Annotated in this window: 14 protein-coding genes; 4 read left to right on the top strand and 10 right to left on the bottom strand. The window is 70.3% G+C overall.

Annotation, left to right across the window (positions count from 1 at the left end; all coding sequences use genetic code 11):
• Positions 1-39: 39 nt before the first annotated feature.
• Both G5C51_RS05225 and G5C51_RS05220 read right to left on the bottom strand, forming a co-directional pair.
• Positions 40-1,947, bottom strand: a complete 1,908-nt coding sequence (locus tag G5C51_RS05225; protein ID WP_165232407.1) for an OmpL47-type beta-barrel domain-containing protein — start codon at positions 1,945-1,947, stop codon at positions 40-42.
• A gap of 17 nt (positions 1,948-1,964) precedes the next feature.
• Complete coding sequence (locus tag G5C51_RS05220; RefSeq protein ID WP_165232404.1) at positions 1,965-4,403, bottom strand: ThuA domain-containing protein; 2,439 nt, start codon at positions 4,401-4,403, stop codon at positions 1,965-1,967.
• 186 nt (positions 4,404-4,589) lie between these two features.
• On the opposite strand from G5C51_RS05220, the gene G5C51_RS05215 reads away from it, so the two are divergent.
• Entirely contained in the window at positions 4,590-5,624 is a 1,035-nt protein-coding gene (locus G5C51_RS05215; RefSeq protein ID WP_165232401.1) for a multicopper oxidase domain-containing protein, read from the top strand.
• Positions 5,625-5,921: 297 nt separating this feature from the next.
• On the opposite strand, the gene G5C51_RS05210 is transcribed toward G5C51_RS05215, so the two are convergent.
• From G5C51_RS05210 to G5C51_RS43970, 5 genes are read right to left on the bottom strand one after another with little or no spacing between them, the layout of a single operon-like run.
• Entirely contained in the window at positions 5,922-7,160 is a 1,239-nt protein-coding gene (locus G5C51_RS05210; protein WP_165232398.1) for an MFS transporter, read from the bottom strand.
• Positions 7,161-8,459 carry a purine-cytosine permease family protein gene (locus G5C51_RS05205; RefSeq protein ID WP_165232395.1) on the bottom strand — a complete coding sequence of 433 codons (1,299 nt, stop codon included), beginning with the start codon at positions 8,457-8,459 and terminating at the stop codon, positions 7,161-7,163. It lies immediately after the preceding gene.
• Positions 8,459-9,883 (bottom strand): YlbE family protein, encoded by a 1,425-nt coding sequence (locus G5C51_RS05200; protein ID WP_165232392.1) that lies wholly within the window; start codon positions 9,881-9,883, stop codon positions 8,459-8,461. The genes G5C51_RS05205 and G5C51_RS05200 overlap by 1 nt, the downstream gene beginning before the upstream one ends.
• Positions 9,880-11,424, bottom strand: a complete 1,545-nt coding sequence (fdrA, locus tag G5C51_RS05195; protein WP_165232389.1) for an acyl-CoA synthetase FdrA — start codon at positions 11,422-11,424, stop codon at positions 9,880-9,882. Before fdrA ends, G5C51_RS05200 begins: the two co-directional genes overlap by 4 nt.
• On the bottom strand, positions 11,421-12,344 hold the full coding sequence (locus G5C51_RS43970) for an oxamate carbamoyltransferase subunit AllH family protein (RefSeq protein ID WP_165232386.1): 924 nt from the start codon (positions 12,342-12,344) through the stop codon (positions 11,421-11,423). Before G5C51_RS43970 ends, fdrA begins: the two co-directional genes overlap by 4 nt.
• Before the next feature lie 91 nt (positions 12,345-12,435).
• Here G5C51_RS43970 and G5C51_RS05185 point away from each other — a divergent pair, with 91 nt between their 5' ends.
• Entirely contained in the window at positions 12,436-13,365 is a 930-nt protein-coding gene (locus tag G5C51_RS05185; RefSeq protein WP_165232383.1) for a carbamate kinase, read from the top strand.
• A 71-nt stretch (positions 13,366-13,436) separates the two neighbouring features.
• Here the strand turns inward: G5C51_RS05185 and G5C51_RS05180 are convergent, their stop codons facing one another.
• On the bottom strand, positions 13,437-14,093 hold the full coding sequence (locus tag G5C51_RS05180) for a GntR family transcriptional regulator (protein WP_165232380.1): 657 nt from the start codon (positions 14,091-14,093) through the stop codon (positions 13,437-13,439).
• 350 nt (positions 14,094-14,443) lie between these two features.
• On the opposite strand from G5C51_RS05180, the gene G5C51_RS05175 reads away from it, so the two are divergent.
• Positions 14,444-15,016 (top strand): ankyrin repeat domain-containing protein, encoded by a 573-nt coding sequence (locus G5C51_RS05175; RefSeq protein WP_240929404.1) that lies wholly within the window; start codon positions 14,444-14,446, stop codon positions 15,014-15,016.
• A gap of 69 nt (positions 15,017-15,085) precedes the next feature.
• Here G5C51_RS05175 and G5C51_RS05170 read toward each other — a convergent pair whose 3' ends face one another.
• Positions 15,086-18,382, bottom strand: a complete 3,297-nt coding sequence (locus tag G5C51_RS05170) for a S8 family serine peptidase (protein WP_165232374.1) — start codon at positions 18,380-18,382, stop codon at positions 15,086-15,088.
• Positions 18,383-18,715: 333 nt separating this feature from the next.
• Between G5C51_RS05170 and G5C51_RS05165 the strand changes: the two genes are divergently transcribed.
• Entirely contained in the window at positions 18,716-20,470 is a 1,755-nt protein-coding gene (locus tag G5C51_RS05165; RefSeq protein WP_165232371.1) for a TIGR03767 family metallophosphoesterase, read from the top strand.
• Here the strand turns inward: G5C51_RS05165 and G5C51_RS05160 are convergent.
• Positions 20,418-21,695, bottom strand: a complete 1,278-nt coding sequence (locus G5C51_RS05160) for an MFS transporter (RefSeq protein WP_165232368.1) — start codon at positions 21,693-21,695, stop codon at positions 20,418-20,420. The genes G5C51_RS05165 and G5C51_RS05160 overlap by 53 nt on opposite strands.
• Positions 21,696-21,699: the final 4 nt, after the last annotated feature.

Below are 21,699 nucleotides of genomic sequence, written 5' to 3'. Positions count from 1 at the left end.
GGGAGGAGGCGAGGGCCGGCTCATCGCGGCAGCTGTGGGTTACAGCGCCTTGATCCGCACATCCCGGTACGAGACGACATCCGTCGTCCCGTGCACCTGGAGCCCGACATAGCCCTGGACCCGCTGCCTCCCGTCCGTCCCCGGGTCGTCCGCCCGGGGCGGGGAGAAGAGCTGACCGGGGGTGTTGTGGAACTCGTTGATCAGGATGCCGTTCCGGTAGACCGAGTAGTGCTGCCCGACCACCTTGATCTCGTAGTCGTTCCACACGCCCTTGTCCGTCGCCATGCCCTCGCCGTGGTTGTTCACGTCGAAGCCGTAGACGGACCCGGTCTTGTACTGGTCCCCGTACTCACCGTCGAAGATCTGCACCTCATGGCCGTACTTGATGGCCACCCACTCGGGCCGCGACTCCCCGGGGAAGTCGTGCGGCTGCGGGAAGCGGACGAAGACGCCGCTGTTGGCGCGGCTCGTCGACGGTGCGTCGTCGCGGAACTGCAGCTTCAGCGAGAAGTCGCCGTATTTCTGCTGCGGATACCAGAGCATCCCGAGCCCGGCCTTCGTAGTCCCAGACGTCATCGAGCCATCGCCATTGAGGCCGAACGACCCGCCGCCGACCTGCTCCCACTTGCCGAAGGTGTCTTGGGTGCCGTCGAAGAGGGTCTTGTAGCCCTTGCCGTCGACGCCGACGTCGCTGCGCTGCGCCGCGTCGTCGATCTCGGCCTTCTCGGCCTTGTCCAGGACGCCGTCGCCCTGCCACTCGGCGGTGAGCGTCTTGACATGGTCGACGAAGGCGGCGTGGCCCGGCCAGGCCTTCTCGTCCTGGATCACCTCATTGATCTTGCAGCCGGTGCCGGTGACCCGGTTCGGGACGCCGGTGGTCTCGGCGCCGACGAAGACGATCGGACGGTCGTCGTTCTCGGCGCAGTTGGGATCGGGGTCCGGGTCGCCCGGGGCGATGGTGAAGGTGACCGTCTTCGGCTCGGAGGCGTTGCCCGCCTTGTCGGTCGCCTTGTACGTCACCGTGTGAGTGCCGAGGGCGTGCACCATGAACGGCGCCGTATAGGTGGCGAACGCGCCGCCGCCGATCGAGTACTCGATCTTGCCGACCCCGGACCCGCCCTCGTTGTCCGTGGCCGTCAGCGTCACCGTCGCCATGTCCTTGAAGTAACCGGCGGAGTTCTTCTCCCCGGTGACCTCCGCGGCCACTTCGGGCGGCGTCGCATCACCGCCCGGCGCCTCGACGACCTTGAAGGCCACCGATTTCTCGGTCTCCACATTCCCGGCCTTGTCGGTGGCGCGGTATTTGACCGTGTGATCCCCGACGGTATTCACGACGACCGGCGCCTCGTAGGCGGAGAACTCCCCGCCGTCCACCGCGTAGTCGATACGGTCCACGCCCGAGCCCGCGTCCGTGGCCGCGAGGTTCACGGTGGCGCTGCCGACATAGTTACCGGCCGTGTCCTTGGTGCCGGTCACCTCGGCCTTCGTCTCCGGCGGCGTGGTGTCGGGCCCGCCCTCGGTGACGATCAGCTCGCCCTGCATCTGCTCATGGCCCGGGATGGCGCAGAAGAACCGGTACTTGCCCGGGGTGAGATTGACGTCCACCTGCCATTTGCCGCCCTGCGCGTCGTTCGGGCTGGCGGTGAGGTTCACCGACACGTCGTGGTTGTAGCCGGGCGTGGACGTGTCGAAGGTGAGGGTGTGCGTCATGCCGGTGGTGTTGCCGGTGGCGGCGCTGTTCTCGAAGACGATGGTGGTCGCGCCCGCGACCGCCGTCGACGGCTGGGTCTTGTACGCGGTCATGCTGTTGTCCGCGGTCCAGGTCAGCGTCTGCGCGGCGGCCTCGGACCGCTCCTTGTCCGGGTCCGCGGCCTGCGCGGTGAGCCCGGGCGACAGCAGCGCCAGGCACCCGACGAGCAGCGCGATCAGCGCGCGTCGTATCGACATGATCCGGTGTCTCTCCCTCACTTCCCCACCACCTGCTCGGCACTCGGCGTCGGCCCGCCACCGGTGTACGTGACCTGCCACAGCGCCGACTTGTCGTCGTAGTTGAAGAAGCCGCGGCCGTAGTCGAGGACGTAGAGCGTCCCGTCGGGGCCGAACTTCCAGTCCATGAGGTTCTTGATGCCGTCATTGCCCTTGGGGATCATCTTCGCCAGCGACTCGGCGTGGACGGGCGTGCCGCCCATGTTTCCCGGATCCATCAGCACGGCGTGCCGCGGCTGGTCCTGGTCGTAGAAGTCGCCGACGAACCACTTGCCGGACCAGTACGCCGGCCAGGCCCCGGCCCCCGCCTTCTCGGCGTCGTAGCGATAGACGGGCCCGTTCATGGTCGCCTGCCCGCCGCCCTTCAGCCACGGCAGCAGGAACTTCTCGTCACCGAGCTTGTAGCTCGGGATGCCGTTCGCGTCCCGCGGATAGTCGGGACCGCCGCCCTGGGGCGAGTACCAGATGGTGTTGTTACGGGCCGGCGGGAGGTCGGTCAGGCCGTCGTTGTTGGGCGAGTTGTTCTCCAGGTGCTGGCAGTCGTACCAGCCGAGCGGCTGCGTCGGGTCCGGCAGATTGCGGTCCCGGTACGGCTGCCGGTTGCCCATGCAGTACGGCCAGCCCTGGTTGCCCGCGCTGGTGATCACGGCGAAGGTGTCGTACTTCGCCGGGCCCCAGGTCGCCGACGGCTCGCCGGCATCCGGGCCGACCCACCCGGCGTAGAGGTAGTCGGTCTTGGGATCGACCCAGATGCGGGCGGGGTTGCGGACGCCCATCACGTAGATCTCTTTACGGGCCTTGCCCCCGCCGCCTTCCTCGCCGGTGAAGAGATTGCCGGCGGGGGTGGTGTACGTGCCGTCCGGCTCCGGGTGGATGCGCAGGATCTTGCCGTTGAGGTTGTTGGTGTTGCCCGCGGTCCGACGGGCGTCGGCGAAGGAGACGCCCTGGAAGTTGGGCTCCGGGTTATTGCCGGAGTAGCCGTCCGAGAAGCGGGAGGAGTTGTTGTCGCCGGTGGCGATGTAGAGATTGCCCTTGGAGTCCCAGGCCATGCCGCCGCCGGCGTGGCAGCAGCTGTGCGCCTGGACCGGCCACTTGAGCAGGGTCTTCTCGGAGGCCGGGTCGAGCTTGTTGGTGGTGAGATCGACCGTGAAGCGGGAGACGCGGCGCTCGGCCAGGTGCTTGGCGCGATCGAGCCCGGAGTGCGGCGTGTAGTGCAGGTAGACGTAGCCGTTGGTGAGGAAGTCGGGGTCGAGGGCGATGCCGAGCATGCCCTCCTCGACCTTCACCAGCTCATCGCCGCCGCCCTTGTTGCCGAAGACGTCGAGCGAGCCGACCTGGGTGACCTGCTTGGTCTTGGGGTCCCACACGTGGATGGTGCCGGGCCCCTTGCCCATCTCGGGGTTGTTCCAGTCGGTGACCACGGGGGCGCTCGGCCAGCGCCCGCCGCGCCCGATGTAGAAGACCCGGCCGTCATCGGCGACGGCGATGCCGTGCGGCTCGCCGATCTGGTCCTGCCGCTCGGGCTGGTTGGGCTTGGTCAGCCGCTCGGCCTTGTAGTTGGCGTCGATGGTGGCCTTGCAGTCGGCGCGGGAGAGGCGGGTGGTCCAGAGCAGCCCGCCGAAGAGGTGCTTGCGGAAGTTGTTCTCCGTAAAGCTCGAGGCGGTGCCGCCCATGCCCGTGTAGAAGGACCGGCCGCCGTCGTAGTCGCGGCACCAGGAGATCGGGTGGTCCCAGCCGTTGGCGCCCTCGCCGGGTGCGTACGAGCGCTCGCGGACGCGGGCGACGGTGTGCACGCTGCCGGAGGGGTTGGGCGCCCAGTTGAACCAGGTGTCCTTGCGGGCCCACTCCACCGGCAGCCCCTTCGTGCTCGGGTGCTGCCGGTCGCCGGCCTCGACGGTGGCGGTCTGCGGGTCCGCGGGGCTGGTGGCGGCCGGGCGGGTGCCGATGAGCTTGGTGAACCACTCGGAGGCGGGCTCGGACTTGGCCGCCTCATGGATGCCGAGGAAGCCGCCGCCCGACTGGACGTACTTGGTGAAGGAGGCTTCCTGCGCGTCGCTGAGCAGATCGCCCCCGGAGGAGAGGAAGACGACGGCGTTGTACGAGGCCAGGTCGGCGTCGTTGAAGACGGCGGGGTCCTTGGTGGCCGTGACGTCGAACTGCTGCTCCGCGGGCGCCTGTTGCCCCAGCTCGGTGATGGCCTTCACGCCGGCGGCGGTCACCGGGTCGGCCGCGTCCTTGCCGTGGAAGACCAGCACCGCGGTCTTGCCCGCGATATTCGAGCCGGGCGGCCCGTCGGCGGGAGGTGCGTCGGTACGGGCGGCGGCCGGACCGCCACCGCCGAATATCAGGCTCATGACAAGCCCAGTGGCGATGGCACCACCGGCCCAGCCGCGCACCTTCCGGCCTCTGTGCCTCATCGCGCACCCGCCTCCCCTGACGTGACAGCGTTGTCGGGGGGAAGCTAGACCGCTTTGGCCAACTCGCCAATACCTACTACCGAGTTTCAACGAACTTTGTCCTGCGACTGTTCAAACTCTTGTCGTGCTCATACCATCCGTGGCCGGTAGAGCTGGCTCATAGCGGAGGGCAGGCAGCGCATGCGGATGCCGGAGCGTCGCTTCTCGAGGAGAACCTTCACCACCGGCGCCGCGGCAGCGGTCGTGGCCCCCGCGGCCGCGCTGTCCACCAGCGCCGCGACCCGGCCGGACGGCGAGGTGGAGCCGAAGGGCGTCGTCAAGAACGTGACCATGTACGCCGAGGCCCTCCCCAACAACCAGCTCGGCTACGGCCTGGAGCCGGGAAAGGCCACGATCCCCGGCCCCCTGCTGGTCATCGACGAGGGCGACACCCTGGTCATCGAGCTGAACAACACCCTGGATGTCCCCGTCAGCATCCACCCGCACGGCGTCGACTACACGATTGACAACGATGGCACGGCGATGACCGACAGCGTCGTCCCCCCGGGCGGCAAACGCACGTACACCTGGTCATCGCACGCCCAACGGGAACGCTCCGACGGCACGATCGTGGCAGGCAGCGCCGGCTACTGGCACTACCACGACCACATGGTGGGGACCGAGCACGGGACGGGCGGCGTACGGAGGGGCCTGTACGGCGGCTTGATCGTCCGCCGGAAGGGCGACCCCCTCCCGGACAAGACCTTCACGATCGTCTTCAACGACATGACGATCAACAACAAGACTGGTGTGGCGGGTGACGAGGTCCCCAACTTCACGGCGAAGCTGGGTGATCGGGTCGAGATCCTGATGATCACGCACGGGGAGCTCTACCACACCTTCCACCTGCACGGACATCGGTGGGCTGACAACCGGACGGGGATGCTCACGAGTGCGGATGACCCGACGCCGCTGACGGACAACAAGATCTGCGGACCGGGGGATTCCTTCGGCTTTCAGGTGGTGGCCGGGGAGCTGGTGGGGTCCGGGCATTGGATGTACCACTGCCATGTGCAGTCGCACTCGGATCAGGGGATGGCGGGGATGCTGATCGTGCAGAACCCGGATGGGACGGTGGCGGGGAAGCATCGGCCTATGGCGGTGCCTAAGGCTGCGGGCAAGGATGCGAAGGGCGCCGAGGGCGCCGAGGATGCGAAGGCTTCGGGGCACGACGCGCACTGAGCCGCTGCCAGGCTCCGAACCGCCGCCGGCCTTGCCGGTCCTTTCACGGCTGCTCCGAACCGCCGCCCGGCTTCGAACCTCCGCAAGGCTCCCAACCGCCGCCCGGCAAGCCAAGGCGCCCCGCCCCCCTCTCCCCTTCCGCAGCCAGCCATCCGTTTCTCGCACCGCGCCCGGACGCGTCGCCGTCTCCCGTCGTAGCTCGGTGTGAGAAACGGAAGGCTGGCTACGGAAGGGGAGAGGGGGCGGGGGGCTTTCCGCTGCCGGGTGGTGGTTGGGAGCGGGGGAAGAAGAAAGAGGTCAATCCCCTTTTCCACTGAAAGCCAGCAGCCGCGGCACCCGTATTGCCACCGCCGTCAGGATGATGACCAGCAGCAGGCTGCTGACCACGGTCGTGGCCCGGACGCCGTATTCCTCCGCCACCGCCCCCAAGCCCAGCGACGCCACCGGGATCGCGCCGATGGCCAGTTCCTGAATGCCCAGAGCGCGGCCCTGGACCTCCGGCTCCGTCGTCATCAGGAGCAGTGTCGTCTGCAGGACGCCGAAGAAAGCGCTCAGTACGCCGATGCAGGCCATCAGCGTGAAGGCCAGCGGCAGTACCTCAGAAAGGGAGAACAGAGTCCACAGCCCACCCCACGTCGCCGTGCCGATGACAAAGACACCGCCCTTGAAGCGGAAGTCGCCCAGCCGCGCGATGATCAGCGAGCCCACCAGACCGCCCACCCCACTGCACGCCAGCAGCCAGCTCAGCCCCGTGGCATCCAGCGACAGCTCAGCCGCGAAAGCCGGCATGAAGCCCTGGAAGATCGGCCACAGAAGGACGTTGGTCGAGAGGGTGACGCCCAGGACCGCTGCCGACAGGCGGTTGGTGAGGACCGTGCGGATGCCCGCGGTGAGCATCCGCGTCACCGACTCGCGGTCGGCGTCCGATGCCGCCGTCTTACGGACCGAAGCCCGCCCCCGCAACGGCCACAGCGCCGCCAGCGACACCCCGTACCAAGCCGTCGAGATCCACAGCGATGCCTCCGCGCCCACCGCGCTGATCATCGCGCCGCCGATGGCGGGACCGACCACCTGGGTCATGTTCATCGCCATCGCGTTCAGGGCGTTGGCGTTGGACAGGTTCTCCCTCCCCACCAGGTCCATCACCAGCGCCATCCGCGCCGGCTGCGACGGTGACTGCGACAGGCCCAGCACCAGACCGCCCGCCAGGAGCAGCCAGTACGGGACCGTGAACAGCGATTCCGCCGCCGCCACCACCGACACCGCCACCAGCGCCCACACGCACGCCACCACCAGCAGCCGCACCCGGTCGTAGCGGTCCGACAGCACCCCCGCGACCGGGCCGAGCAGCATCGGTGCCAGCCGTACGGACGTGAACACCGCCAGCAGGAACTCCGACCCCGTCGACTCGAAGACCAGCCAGCCCAGGATCAGGGTCTGGGTCCATGTCCCGCAGAAGAAGAACAGGTTGGAGCACCAGAGCCAGCGGAATCCCGGGCTGGCCCGCAGCGATGAGAAAGCCCCCCTCGTTCCCATCTACGAGGTCGTGCGGCTGCCGAGCCGCTCCGCGGCCACGTACACCACCAGCGCCACCACCAGGCCGCTCACCGCGTCCGAGAACTGCGGCGCGTACCAGTGCACCAGCCCGCCCACCAGCGCCCCCGCCGCCCAGGCCGCGAAGGCCGTCGGGCGGACCGCCGTATCGGCACGGCCCTCCGCCCGGCGGCGCAGCAGCACCTGGTCGGCGATCAGCACGCCGCCCAGCGGCGGGACGAAGACGGACAGGATGACCAGCCAGTCGAGGAAGTGGTTCCAGACCCCCGCCAGCGCGGCGATCGTGCCGATGACGCCCAGGATCAGCGTCATCAGCCGCATCTTCGTCCGCGTCAGATGCGACCAGCTCAGCGCGCCGTTGTAGAGGCAATGGCTGCACACCGAGCCGAGATTGACGAAGACGAAGACCGCCGCCAGGGCGTCCAGCACCACGCCGTGGCCGCCCGTCAGGATCGGCAGGAAGTTGCCGCCCACCGTCGCCGCCGAGGCGATCGCGCCGGCCGCCACCACGATGCCGCCGGTGATCTGCGCGATCAGCGACGCCACCGGGAAGGCGGTCGCGGTCGCGAGCACCGCTTCCTTGCCATTACGGGACCAGCGCGTGAAGTCCGCCGTCATCGTCCCCGAGTCGGCGAAGGTCGCCATGATCATCGAGACGGCCGCGCCGAAGGTGATCGCGCTGTCGCCCGCCACGCCCTGGTAGTCGAAGATCGCGCCGAGGCTGTGCTCCCGCGCCACCAGGACGATGGCGATGACGCCGACGAGGATGAAGAGCGGGGCCGCCACCGCGCCCAGCCAGGACAGGGCGCGGATGCCCAGATACGTAATGCCGATGAAGAGCACGCCCGCGAGCACCGACACCAGCTGCTCCTGCCAGCCGAAGGCCTGGTGCAGCGTGGCCCCGGTGGCGCCCGTATTGAAGGCGAACCAGCCCACCACGATCGTCGCCAGGAAGCCGGACGCGACCACGTACCCGATGCGGCCGAACGTCTTCGTCGCCTGGAGCGCGAAGTTCTCGCCGGTCGCGCCCGAGCGGTAGCTGAGCAGACCGACGTACGCGAACATCACCAGGTTCGCGACCATGATGGCGCCGAGGCCGCGCCAGAAGCCCAGCATGGCGACGACGACGCCGCCGGGGACGGCGTTGGTGAGGATCATCGGGAAGCCGAACCACACCGCCGACACGGTCAGCAGCGACTTGCGGCGTTCTACGGGAACGGGGCTGTGCTCGTACTCGGAGTCGGCCGCCGCGCTGTCCGCGGCCGTGTCCAGGCCGGCCATCAGCCGATGACCTCGGCCAGCGCCGCGGCGGCCTTCTCGAAGGCCTCGACGGGCGGGTTGACGACGCCGGCGCCGATCATGCCGATGCCCGCGTCCTTGTGAGCGATGGCGGTGTTGATGATCGGGAGGATGCCGGTGTCCAGCACCTTCCGTACGTCGATGCCGGTCGGGATGCCCTGGAAGTCGAGGGCCGGGATGGTGACGTTGGGGTTCTGCGACGTCGTGATCTCGCCCATCTCCCGCGTGTACGCCATCGCCTCCTGCACCGTGCCGCCGACGAGCGCGACGATGGCGGGCGCGGCCGACATCGTGAAGCCGCCGAAGCCGTACGTCTCGGTGATCGCGCTGTCGCCGATGTCGCGGCCGGAGTCCTCCGGCTTGTAGCCGGCGAACATCGGGCCGACGACTGTCCCCGCCGGGCCGGTGAACCACTGGTTGCCGGCGAGGCCGGAGACGCGGATGCCGAATTCGACGCCGTTACGGGCCATGGTCGTCACGACCGTCGAGTTCTCGATGCCGTGCGCGGCGTCCAGGGCGGCCTTCGCGGTGGCCATCCAGGTCGGGCCGGAGAAGTAGTCGGACGACGCGATGAAGTCGAAGACCTGCTTCTTCTGCTCCGTGGTGAAGGACGTCTGGAGCAGCGACGGGGCCAGCGCCTGCTGCAGCAGCAGCGTGCCCGCGTTGTTGCGGTTGTGGCACTCGTCGCCCATGTGCAGCGCCTGCGCCAGCATCAGCCGCAGGTCGATCGGGCCGCCGATCTCCATGGCCTCCTTGAGCATGGGGCCGAGGACGTCGCGCATCCACACCAGCCGCTCGACGACGGAGCCGTCGTTGGCGCCCATGCGGAGGATCTTCGCCATCTGCTCGGAGAGGTTCGTGTACGCGTAGTTGCCGTGCGTCTCGTTCCTGACGATGTGCATGTACATCGACGCGGACGTCACGCCCGCCATCGAGCCGACGGCGTCGTGCTCGTGGCAGGGGGAGAAGGTGATCTCCCCGGAGGCGGCGAGGGCAGCGGCCTCGTCGAGGTCCTTCGCCAGGCCCTCGAAGACCAGCGCGCCGGTCACCGCGCCCTGCATCGGGCCGTTCATCCGGTCCCAGGTGATGGGCGGGCCCGAGTGCAGGATCGTCGTCGGGGTCATGCCGGGGACGACGTCGAGGGCGCGGCCGAAACCGACCAGCATCGGCTGGGAGTTGGCGATGCGCTCGACGGCCTCCGCATTGGCGGCCTCGATTTTCTGGGCGACCTCGAGGTCCCCCAGCGCGTCGAGGGCGGCGAGCACCTCGGGCTTGCCGCCGGCCGGCGGGGTCCAGTCGAGGGTGGTGACCTCGGCGCCCTGGGCGGCTATGTCGTCCTCGAACATGGCGAGGCCGACGTTGACGACGTTGAGGTCGCTGGAAAACAGGCTGTTGGTGGTGCTCATGCGTTCGTGACCTTCCGGGCGATGGCGCGGGCGTACTGGCCCGTCTCGGTGCTGCTGGCGGTGACGGTGACCCCGGCGGCCTCGAGGGCCGCGATCTGGTCGGCGAGGACCGGGGCGTCGCGGTCGGTGCCGAGGACGTAGCCGACGATCTCCAGGTGACGCCCCGCGTCGGCGGCGATCTGCCGGGCCTCGGCGATGGCCGGGAGCGTCACGCCCACCGGGTCCTCGTGGGCGCCGAAGCCGAGGATGAAGTCCATGACGATGACGGCGACCTCGGGATCGCGCGCCTCCTCCACCAGGCGGGCCAGGCGCAGCGACGGATCGATCATCGGGTGCGGACGGCCGTTGGTGAACTCGTCGTCGCCGAAGTCCAGGAAGGTGTGGCCGGTGCTGGGGCTGTCGGCGGAGAGCTTGCGGTCGGGGTTCTTCTGGATGTTGGACCAGACGTCGGAAGTGTCCTCCAGCAGCGCGTACATCGCCTCGTCGGTGAGGGTGCCGCCGCAGAACAGGCCGCGGACATAGCGCTGTTCGGCGCCCAGCTTCGCGACGACCGCGTCGATACGGGCGGTGTCGAGCTCTCCGGCGACGGCCTCCAGCTCCGTCCCGAGCCGTACGGCCTGCACGGCCGCGTCCTCGGAGCCGGTGGCGAAGTGCCCGCCGGCCGCGACGACGGCCTCCTCGGAGCCGCCGACGAACCACACGACAACCGGCTTCCCGGCGGTGGCTATCTCGGCGAGCACCTTCTTCTCCACGGCCGCGGCCGGCGGCTTGGAGATGAGGACGATGACGGACGTGGCCGGGTCGGCGGCGAGCGCGCGGATGCCGTCGATCATCATGATGCCGCCGACCTCCTCGCTGAGGTCGCGGCCGCCGGTGCCGATGAGCTGCGAGATGCCGGCGCCGAGGGCGTGCACCCGTACGGAGACCTCCTGCGAGCCCGTACCGGAGGCGGCGACGATGCCGACGGAGCCAGGGCGGACGGCGTTGGCGAAGCACAGGCCGACGTTGTTGATGATCGCGGTGCCGCAGTCGGGGCCCATCATCAGCAGGCCCTTGTCGTGGGCGAGTTGCTTGAGGGCGACCTCTTCCCCGACGGGCACGTTGTCGCTGAAGAGCATCACGTTGAGGCCGTTCTCGAGCGCCTTGCGGGCCTCGCGACCGGCAAACGTGCCGTTGACCGCGATGACGGCCAGGTTGGCGTCCGGGCGGTCCTGCGCGGCGGCCGCGATGGTCCGGTACGTCACGGCGCTCTCGCCGCCGGCCGGGGCCTTGCGGACGAGCAGCTCCTCGATCGCGGCGAGCACGGCGTCGGTGTCGGTGCCGTCGGTGGTCTCCGCCACGATCATGAGGTCGCCGGTGCCCGCCGCCTCCAGTTCGGGTGTGAGCAGGCCGAGGTTGCCCAGCACCCCCTTGTTCATCTCCGTGCCCATGGCCACGAAGGCCTGCGCCACACCGTCGAGGCCGTTGGCCTTCGTCGAAATGGCCATCAGGGACACGGAGTCGAAGTACGTGTTCTTTTTGACGACTGCTGTAGTGCTCACAGCTGCTGACCTCGCAGTTCTTTCTCCAGGTGCAGCCCGGTCACCAGACCGGACAGGGTGTCGGTGCCGGAGGTGTGGCCGTGGGCCAACGCGCGGCGGACCGGGTTCTTGAGGGCGTCGGCGGCCTGCGCGGTGTCCTGGCGACGGGTGGCGGGGATCGCGCACAGCACGTCGGCGAGGGAGGCGCGGACGCGGCCTGCGAGCGCTTCGCGGAGGGTGGTGGCGCTCAGCAGAGTCGTGCGGCCGGACCGCTCGTCGAGTACGTCGCCGAGCACGGTCGCGAACGGGCCGAGCCGGGTGCCGTCGAGCGCGGACAGCACGGCGATGCCGGTGAGGAAGTCGTCGCCGGCCGGGGTGAGTCCGGGGCCGAGGCCGAGGAGGGCGAGGACGCCGTCGCGGATGCCGGCCGGATCCCGGGCGAGGACGGCGCGGGTGAGCGCGGCCCGGCCCTCGTCGAGGGCGGCGCAGACGACGGACTCCATGGGCCAGGCGTTCCGGGAGGCGCCGAGCATGCCGCCGAACTCGCCGTGCGCGCGGGTGAGCGCGTAGAGCGAGCGGGCGGCGACGCCCAGGTGCTGCGGGGTGAGATCGCCGAGGGCGGGAAGGATGGTATGCCATTCCTCGGCGGGGTCCACATCGATCTCGATGCCGGGGAGTGCGATACGCCCCGGCGTGAACTCGACCGGCTGCCCCGCCTCGATGTCGTACGCCGACCAGTGCGGGGTGTCGACGACGAGCGTCCAGGGGGCGTCGCCCGCGTCCCGGCCGGCCAGTGCCATCAATCTGCCGTCCGGCAGCAGGAGGTTGAGCACCCGGTGATAGGTGCTCTCCACCCGCCCGCGCCCGAGCGGCGCGCGCAGGTGCGCGAGCAGTACGGCGTCGCAGGAGAGCGCGCGGAACACCGCATGTGTGCTGCGCACGGCTGTCACCGCCACTCCGGTCCGCTCCGAATCCATCACTCAGATTGGTATACCATTTACTTCGCAAGAGCAATTCAGTCAGAGGAGACTTATGCGCATCGTCGTGGCTCTCGGAGGCAACGCACTGGCCCGACGGGGCGAGCCGATGACGGCCGACCACCTGCGGGCCAACGTCCGGGCCTCCTGCGAGGCCCTCACCGACCTGGCCCGCGAGCACGAGGTGGTCATCACCCACGGCAACGGCCCACAGGTGGGGCTGCTGGCCCTGCAGAACCTCGCCTACCAGGACGTCGCGGCGTACCCGCTGGACATCCTGGGCGCCGAGACGCAGGGGATGATCGGCTACGTCATCCAGCAGGAGCTCTCCAACGCCCTCGCCGGCGAGCGCGACGTCGCCGCCGTCCTCACCACCACCGAGGTCGACGAGTCCGACCCGGCCTTCGACCGGCCGACGAAGCTGATCGGCCCGATGTACTCGGCGGACGACGCCGCCGACGCCGCGGCCGAGTACCGCTGGACCATCGCCCGCGACGGCAAGGGCTTCCGCCGCGTCGTCCCGTCCCCGGAGCCGCTGCGGATCATGCAGGCGCCGCTGGTGCGCGGCCTGCTGGAGGGCGGGCACCTCGTCGTCTGCGTCGGCGGCGGTGGCGTGCCGGTGAAGACCGACTCCAAGGGTCGCCAGATCGGCCTGCAGGCGGTCGTCGACAAGGACGCCGCCAGCGCCGCGCTCGCCGCCGAGCTGGAGGCCGACATGCTGGTGATGCTCACCGACGGCGACTACGTCAGCGAGAACTGGGGCACCCCCGAGCAGCGCGACATCCACACCGCCTCGGCGGCGGCGATCGGCGAACTCGCCTTCGCCGAGGGCTCGATGCAGCCGAAGGTCGACGCCGCGATACGGGTCGCCAAGGCCGGCGGCCGCGCGCTGATCGGCCCGCTGGACCGGCTGGACGACCTGATCGAGCGGCGTATCGGGACGGAGATCCGCCCGGATCTGGCGGAGGGCATCCGCTTCGTGTGAGCTCTCAGGCACGCACGAGCCCGCCACCCGGGCGATCGGGAGGCGGGCTCAGTGCTGTGCCGCTGGTGCTGCTACTCCTGCTCCTTCTTCGCCCGCAGATGCGCCGCCGCCGCGCTGCGCCCCGTCTCCAGGTGCTTCATCGCCAGGTCCTCCACCCGCGGCACGTCCCGGGCGGCGATCGCCTCGTAGAGCTCCTCGTGCTCCTGCGCCACCGCCATCAGGTCGTCGTGCCGGCTGAGCAGCCAGCGCATCCGGCTGCGCAGCGTCCGCTCCAGCTCGCTGAGCAGCTCATTGGCCGCCAGCCAGGTCACCGTCTCGTGGAAGTCGGCGGCCGCCCGCCGCGCCTTCACCGCATCGCCCTTGCGTGCCGCCTCCAGCTCCGCGTCCAGGTCCCCGCGCAGCCGCTCCAGGCCCTCGCGGGTGCAGCGCTGCGCCGCCAGCCGGAACGTCAGCGTCTCCAGCGCGGTCCGCACCTCGTCCAGGTCGGACACATCGGTCGGGCTGAACTCCCGCACCACCGCCCAGGTCCGCGGCCGCGGCGTGACGAGGCCCTCGTTCACCAGCGCCTTCAGCGCCTCGCGCACCGGCAGCCGGCTCACTCCGAGCTCGGCCGCGACCTCGCGCTCGACGAGCTTGCTGCCGGGCGCTCTGACCCCGTCCAGGATCTGGTCCCGCAGCTGCCGCGTCACCCGGTCCGATTCGGGCTCAAAACCTTCAGCGCTTGCCATGCGCCCCATTCTGTCATCAGCCCAGGACAGTAGTCGTTTTTGGTATACCAGAACGACACCTTTATCGACCGATCGGTTGACCCCGGCGCACGAGAACCGCCTCGACCATGGATTTACGGTCCCTCAGCCACCCCACAGAGAAGAGGAACCTCATGGCCACCATTCGCCGCACCACCCTGCTGCTCGCCTCACTGGCCGGCTCCGCCGTGCTCGCGACCGCCTGCAGCACGCCCTCGGAGGCCGAGGAGCTGCCGAAGGCGTCGGCCTCCCAGTCCGCCGACGCCGGCTCCGGCTCCGCCTCGTCCGGCGCCAAGAACAAGGAAGCCGACCCGGCCGCGAGCAAGGACCTCCTGGAGGCCGCGGAGAAGGGCGACGCCGACGCCGTTCGGGATGCCATCGAGCGCGGGGCCGACCTGGAGACCCGCGACGGCGAGCGCCACACGCCGCTGCTGCTGGCCTCTACCGGCGATCACGTAGAGGCCGCGAAGGTGCTCGTCGACGCGGGCGCCGACCCGGACGCCGTGGACCACCAGCAGGACACCCCGTGGCTGGTCACCGGCGTCACCGGCAGCGCCGAGATGGCCAAGGTGCTGGCCGAGGCGGAGCCGGACTACAAGCTCCTCAACCGCTACGGCGGCACCTCCCTGATCCCGGCGGGCGAGCACGGCCACGTCGAGTACATCCGGGAGGTCACCACCAACCCGAAGATCGACGTCGACATCGACCACGTCAACAACCTCGGCTGGACCGCCCTGCTCGAGGCCGTCATCCTCGGCGACGGCGGCGAGCGCCACCAGGAGTCGGTGAAGCTCCTCCTGGAGGGCGGCGCCGACAAGAACATCGAGGACAAGAACGGCATGACGGCCCTCGACCACGCCGAGGACAAGGGCCAGGACGAGATCGCGGAGCTGCTCCGGGGCTGATCCCCAGCGCAAGCGCGAGGGGCGGGCATCCAGCCGGACGCCCGCCCCTCACTCATGCCGTGCCGAGCGCTACGGCACTACCTTCTCGATCGCGATCGAGCCCTTCCCGGTCGCGGTCCCGCGCCCATTCAGCAGCGTGACCTCACCGAAGAACTCACGCCCCTCCGGCGCCGCACCCGCCGCGGTCACCGAGGCCTGCACCGAGGCCGACGCGCCATTGCCCAGCTTCACCGGCGCATCGTCCACCTCGACCGAGCCCAGCGAGGCCGCGTAGTACACATCGCGGTAGTCGTACTCCGTCGTGCCACCCGGCACCGCGTAGCCGTCCACCTCGATCGTGTACGTCCCCGGCTCCGGCTTCTCGATCGACACCGACTCCTCCGAGTCGCCGTCCGCGGCCTGGCCGACCAGCTCCCCGTCCCGGAAGACGAGCAGGTCCAGGTCGGCGCCGGGGTCGGAGGTGTTGCCGATCGTCGCGTCGAAGCGCTCCACGCCCTCGCCGATCACGACCTCCGTGGTCTGCGCCTCGCCCTCCTTGATGGACGGCCTGGCCTGCTTGGCCGAGCCGAGCGAGCCGCCCCGCAGCTTCCCGTCGATCGGCGCGAAGCCGTTGGTGACCTTGAAGTCCACCGGCGTCGGGGTGCCCGCCTTCGCCTCGGCGATCGTCGCCGTCTCCGGGTCGAAGGTGGTGCCCAGCGCGGTCGCCTCCACCGTGTACGGGTTGTCCAGCAGCGGCGACGTACGCCGCGACTCGACCTCGATCTCCCACACGCCCGGGATCGGGTTGGGGTAGGAGCGCAGGTCCGGACGGCAGGTGTTGGCCGGGTTGTAGTTCGGGTAGCACCCGGTCGTCGCGGTCGGGTCGGCCGGCAGGCCCCACGGGTCGATGGCGATCCAGCGGGTCTGGCTCTTGCCCTTGAGACCGCTCATCGCGACCTCGAGCGACTTCGCGCCTTCCGGCACCTTGATGAAGTACGACCTGGGGCTGTTGCGCTGCACCGAGCCGGACTCCTTGACCGCGTACGACGGCTTCGCCTGCGCCTTCGACGTGAGCACCGTGGCCAGCAGCTGCCGGTCCACGCCCTCCGTCCCGCGGTCGTCGACCTTCAGGATCGCGGAGTGTGCGCCGTGGCTGCGCGGGGTGGCCGCCACCTTCACCGTGACCGGCTTGTTCAGCGGCAGCGAGACCACGGGGGAGCTCAGCAGCCGGAAGGTGCCGTCATTGTTCTTCCAGGTCAGCGTGTGCAGGGAGGACTTCGCGGACCCCGAGGTGCGGGTCAGCGTCACCTCGTACGTCTCCGACTTCCCCACCGCGGGACCCGACTCGCGGTCGTAGATGCCGGTGCCGAAGCCCGGCGTCTTCAGATAGCCGTCGAGGGCGCTGTCCACGGGCGCCTTCACGCTGTACGCGTGCGCCGTGGCGCCGTCCTCGATCGACTCCCACGCCTCCTCGATGTCGATGAGGCCCGCACCTTCCTCGTATGCCTGCTCACCGGAAATGTGGCGGGCGGTCGAGGCCAGCGCGGTGCGCAGGGTGAGCGGCGAGAGGTCGACGCCCTTGCGCTTGGCCTGCGAGAGCAGCAGCGCCGAGGCGCCGGCGGCCTGCGGGGAGGCCATCGAGGTGCCCTGGAGCATCCCGTAGCCCGGCGGCAGCGCGTAGCCGGCCTCGGCGACGGGCTGGCCCGGCTGCCAGGTCGGGACGGAGTTGACCGACGCGCCCGGGGCGCTGATGGTCGGTGTCTGGCCGCCGTCCTCACGCGGGCCGCGGGAGGAGAAGGGCATCATCGCGTACGGATCCTCGACCTGGGAGCCGTAGTTGGCGGCCCAGGTGGCCTTGGAGACCGAGGCGCCGACGCTGATGACCTTGTCCGCGAGGGCCGGGTCGCCGATGGTGTTCACGCCCGGGCCCGAGTTGCCCGCGGAGATCACGAGCTGGACGCCGTATGTGTCGATGAGCCGGGTGTAGAGCTCGGCGCGGGCGTTGTTGCCGTCGTTGAGCGGCGGCAGGCCGCCGATCGACATGTTGACGATGTCGACGCCGCGCTCGGTGACCAGGTCGATCATGCCCTCGGTCAACGCGATGTTGGTGCAGCCACCGCTCCAGGTGCAGGCGCGCGAGGAGACGACGTTGGCGCCGGGGGCGGCGCCGTTCATCTTGCCGCCGAAGAGGCCGTTGGCGGCGGTGATGCCGGCGACGTGGGTGCCGTGCGCGCCCTCGACGACGCCGATGGAGACGAAGTCGCGCTTCTGCCCGACCCAGTCGCCGCCGTACGGATCCATCGGCACGTCCTTGCGGATCTCCACGACGAACGGGATCCGCTCGGCGATCGCCGTCGCCGGGTCGTCCTTGCCGAAGTAGCCGACCTGGTGGCCGGTCCCGTACGGCTTCATGACCTCGTCATTGCCGAAGTCGGCGTCGTCGCCGAGGTCGACGCGGACCGTGCCGGCCTTCGCGTCGTAGAGCAGCGCCCACGAGTCGGTGGTGTCGCCGTCGCGGTTGAGGTCGCCGGCCATCTCGCCGCCGGTGGTGGCGGACTCGCGGAAGAGGCTGACCTCGTACGAGCCCGCGGGGGCTTTGTACGTGCGGTTGTTGAAGGTGAAGGACGGGCCCTCGACCTTGGTGACCATCGGCCGCCAGGTGCCGTCGCCGTCCACGATCGGGTCGGTCGCGGTCACCCAGTCGGTGATCTTCCGCTCGCCGGTGGTGGTCTTCTGCAGCGCCGGGTGCGCCAGGTCCACGCCGGAGTCGAGGACACCGATGGTGACGCCGCGGCCGTCGGCCTTCGGGTGCTCCTCGACGAAGTCGACGGCGCCGGTCTCGTGGGACGGCTGGTACGGGTTCTTCGCCGGGGTGTTCTTGCCGGGCGCCGGATAGCTGCCGGTCACGTCGGCCTGCTCGCCCTTCACGGCGTCGGCGCGCGGCGAAGGATCGGGGAGCTTGACGACCTCGCGGAGGTCGATGCCGTGCACGCTGCTGAGCTTCGCGGCGCCCGCGATGGCGGCCTCGGCGCGCTTGGTGGGGACGGTGGCCCGTACGTACCCGAGCTTGTCGTACGTGCGCCCCACGGCTCCGCCCTTGACGGCGTCGAGCTGCTTCGCGACCTGCTCGGTCGCCCCGGGGGCGGTGGCGATCATGAACGTGACGTTCTTGTCGCCCTTCGCCTTGGCCTTCTCCAGCCGCTCCGCGTCGGCGGAACCGAGCTTGTCCGCGGCGGACTTGACGGTGGGCGGCCCGGGGTCCTGCTGCTTGGGCGCGGCGCCTGCCAGGCCCGGGGTGGCGGCCGAGAGGGCGGCGACCAGGCCGGCGGCGAGAACTACGCGGGTAGTGCGGACGGTGCGTCTCGCACCGGATATGCGTCTGGGCATACGGCATCCCTGTCATGACGTGAGACGGGACCGGCCCGCTGGGCCGATTGTCCGCATAGATAACCGCAAGTGAGGGTCGTTCAGCGAGGGTTGCCGGTGGCGGAATTCCGAAATGGCGGAAACCCGCCATGCCCATGTCCGGTTAACGGACGGTGAGCGCGGAGCCACGGCTTGGCGTGCATCCCATGGACATTCGCGATGGCGATGATCCACGTAGGGAATCGGACGCGCGCGTTTCTTACCCGTTCAGCCTGCGGTCATCCGGCCTGCCAAAGCTCCCTGGTGAGGGGCCGTACAGCGGCCGCACATTGCATTCGCATCTGGGGAGCAGCAATGAACGGGCTCAATCGCCGCGCCTTCCTCACCGCCGCCGGCGCCGTCGGCGTCGCGGGCGCAGCCACGGGCTTCGGCGTCAGCCTCGGCTCCGGCGGCAGCAGGGCCGCCGCCGCCGTCCCCCCGCCGTCCCTTGCACTCCTCCGCGGAGGGCGCGAGCATGGCGCCGTGGGCGCCGCCAAAGCCGTCGCGCCCTCCGCGGCGGGCACCACCCTGGAGACGGCGGCCGCCGCCCGCGGCCACGCCGGGTACCGGCGGCTGGCCAAGGGCCCCGGCTGGCAGCGCGTCATCCGCAACGACCTGGCCGGCGGCAAGAAGGGCCGCGACGAGCGCCGCAAGACCCTCGCCGCCTTCGCCCAGTTCACCGATCTGCACATCGTCGACGTGCAGCACCCGCTGCGCTACGAGTACCTGCGCACCGAGACCGCCAGCGCCTGGCGCCCGCAGGAGGCGCTGACGATCCCGGCGACGGTGGCGCTGATCGAGCGGGTCAACGCGCTCCGCAACGCTCCCGCGACCGGCGCCCCGCTGTCCTTCGTCATGACCACCGGCGACAACACCGACAACAACTCGAAGCTGGAGCTGGACTGGTTCCTGACCGCCATGTCCGGCGGCCCGATCGTCCCCAACAGCGGCGACCCGAAGGCGTACGAGGGCGTCCAGAACAGCGGCCTGCCGCTCTACTGGCAGCCGGAGTCCGACCACCGCGACTCCGACAAGAAGCTCGGCTTCCCGCGCGTCGACGGCTTCCTGAAGGCCGCTATCCGGGAGGCGAAGTCCCCGGGCCTCAACCTCCCCTGGTACTCCACCATCGGCAACCACGACCTGCTCCCCGGCGGCTGCTACGGCTCCTCGGTGAACGGCTTCTTCGCCGACTTCGCGGTCGGCGGCCGCAAGCTGGAGACGCTGCCGCCGGAGCAGGCGGCCCGCGCCTGGAAGGCGGTCAAGAAGGGCCTGGACCCGAAGGGCCACGACTTCGAGGAGCTGCTGCGCTCGCACCGGAAGAAGATGCGCGGCGTGACCCCCGACCTGCGCCGGGCCCCGTTCAGCCGCCGCGAATACGTGGCCGCGCACCTGGACCCGCGGCACCGGGGCGCCGGCCCGGTCGGCCACGGCTACACCCGCGCCAACCTGATGGAGGGCCACCTCTACTACACCTTCGAGATCGCCCCGGGCGTGCTCGGCATCAGCCTCGACACCACCGACCCCGGCGGCGACTACCGCGGCTCGGTGGGCACTTCGCAGCTGCGCTGGCTGGAGCGGACGCTGAAGCAGGCCCAGCGGGCGGACGGGGCCGCGTACACGATCGTCTTCAGCCACCACACCAGCGAGACGATGACGAACACCCAGCCCGACCCGTCCGCCCCGAAGGAGAAGCGGCACGGCGGCGACGAGGTCCTGGAGCTGCTGAAGTCCCACCCCGGGGTGCTGGCCTGGATCAACGGCCACAGCCACAAGAACAAGATCACGCCGCACGGCACCCTGTGGGAGATATCCACCGCCTCCCACATCGACTATCCGCAGCTGGCCCGCATCATCGAGCTGACGGACAACGGCGACGGCACCCTGTCGCTGTTCACCACCCTGATCGAGTCCGCGGCCCCCGACGCCGCGGACCTCACCGACCTCACCCAGACCGGCCTCGCGGCGCTCTACCGCGAACTGGCCTTCAACGCCCCGGCCCCGGACCGCGCGGAGCCGCTCACGGGGCAGCCGTCGGACCGGAATACGGAGCTGCTGCTGAGGAAGCCTTGACGGCCGGCGAGCCGCCCGCCGCGCGATCCCCCGCCGCCCACCGCGCGGCGGGCACCATCCCGGCCCCCGCCGCGAGGAAGACGCCCCCGAGCAGCAGCCAGCCGCCGGCGCCCCAGCCGAGAATCAGCGAGGTCAGCAGCAGCGGCCCCAGCATCCGCGCCACGGCCTGCCCCGACCCGAAGAACCCCTGGTACTGCCCGTGCTTCCCCTCGGGCGCCAGGCCGAAGCTGAGCTCCCACCCGCCGGAGGCGAGCATCATCTCGGCGGCGACCTGGATGACGGCCCCGGCGAGCAGCAGCAGCGCCGCGACCCAGGCCCCCGACCCGTGGGCCGCGGCGGCGAATCCCACGCAGGCGACCAGCATCAGCGCCCCGGCGCTCCGCACCGCCCGGGCGGCGGAGGTGATCCCGTTGACCCGCTGGGCGATACGGACCTGGAAGACGACGACGCTCACGGTGTTGAGCACCAGCAGCCCGGAGACCAGCCAGGCCGGAGCGTCGGTGCGGCGCACGATCCACAGCGGGATGATGAGGCTGAGCAGCGGCATGTAGAGCAGCAGGACGGCGTTGAGGACCGTGATGAGCGCGTACGGCCGGTCGCGTACGACGCCGAAGGTGGCTTCGCCGCCCGTCGCGGGCGGGGTGGGAGCGAGCTTCGGGAGCCGCAGCAGGACGAGCGCGGAGAGCAGGAAGCAGGCGGCGTCGAGCGCGAAGGCGGCCAGATAGGCGCTCTCGGTGCCGATGGCGAGCGCCACGCCACCGAGGGCGGCGCCGATCGCCAGCCCCGCGTTGGTCGTTGACTGCAGATGCGCCCGTACGGCGGTGCGCTGGTCGGGCTCGACCAGCCCCGCGAGCAGTGCCTGCCGGGCGGCGCCGAGCCCGCACTGGCAGCAGGTGTAGAGCAGGGCGGCCGCGAGGAAGGCGGGCCAGGACCTGGCGAAGAGGAACGAGGCGACCGCGGCGGCGGTGGCTATCGACAGCAGCACCGCCGTGCCGCGCGCTCCGCGCCGGTCCGCGAGATGCCCCAGCGGCACCCCGGCCACGGCTCCGAGCCCCCAGCCGAGGGTGAGCGCGAGCCCCACCCGGGCGGGGGAGAGGCCGACGATGTCGGTGAAGTAGAGCGCGGAGGTGACGTAATAGGCCCCGTCGCCGACGGAGTTGGCCAGCTGGGCGTAGGCGAGGCGGCGGGGCGAACCGGGTGGCGGGACGATCTGGTGTCCTGGCATGGGA

The organism is Streptomyces coryli, from assembly GCF_011044975.1.
Taxonomy (GTDB): Bacteria; Actinomycetota; Actinomycetes; order Streptomycetales; family Streptomycetaceae; genus Streptomyces; species Streptomyces coryli.
Note: the sequence above shows the minus strand (reverse complement) of the source record. Positions and strands in the feature narration are given on the sequence as shown.

What these genes read in the sequence shown, in the direction of transcription:
- G5C51_RS05225 (WP_165232407.1), bottom strand. Translation starts at nt 1,947, where the DNA reads ATGTCGATACGACGCGCGCTGATCGCGCTGCTCGTCGGGTGCCTGGCG.
- G5C51_RS05220 (WP_165232404.1), bottom strand. Translation starts at nt 4,403, where the DNA reads ATGAGGCACAGAGGCCGGAAGGTGCGCGGCTGGGCCGGTGGTGCCATC.
- G5C51_RS05215 (WP_165232401.1), top strand. Translation starts at nt 4,590, where the DNA reads ATGCCGGAGCGTCGCTTCTCGAGGAGAACCTTCACCACCGGCGCCGCG.
- G5C51_RS05210 (WP_165232398.1), bottom strand. Translation starts at nt 7,160, where the DNA reads ATGGGAACGAGGGGGGCTTTCTCATCGCTGCGGGCCAGCCCGGGATTC.
- G5C51_RS05205 (WP_165232395.1), bottom strand. Translation starts at nt 8,459, where the DNA reads ATGGCCGGCCTGGACACGGCCGCGGACAGCGCGGCGGCCGACTCCGAG.
- G5C51_RS05200 (WP_165232392.1), bottom strand. Translation starts at nt 9,883, where the DNA reads ATGAGCACCACCAACAGCCTGTTTTCCAGCGACCTCAACGTCGTCAAC.
- G5C51_RS05185 (WP_165232383.1), top strand. Translation starts at nt 12,436, where the DNA reads ATGCGCATCGTCGTGGCTCTCGGAGGCAACGCACTGGCCCGACGGGGC.
- G5C51_RS05180 (WP_165232380.1), bottom strand. Translation starts at nt 14,093, where the DNA reads ATGGCAAGCGCTGAAGGTTTTGAGCCCGAATCGGACCGGGTGACGCGG.
- G5C51_RS05170 (WP_165232374.1), bottom strand. Translation starts at nt 18,382, where the DNA reads ATGCCCAGACGCATATCCGGTGCGAGACGCACCGTCCGCACTACCCGC.
- G5C51_RS05165 (WP_165232371.1), top strand. Translation starts at nt 18,716, where the DNA reads ATGAACGGGCTCAATCGCCGCGCCTTCCTCACCGCCGCCGGCGCCGTC.
- G5C51_RS05160 (WP_165232368.1), bottom strand. Translation starts at nt 21,695, where the DNA reads ATGCCAGGACACCAGATCGTCCCGCCACCCGGTTCGCCCCGCCGCCTC.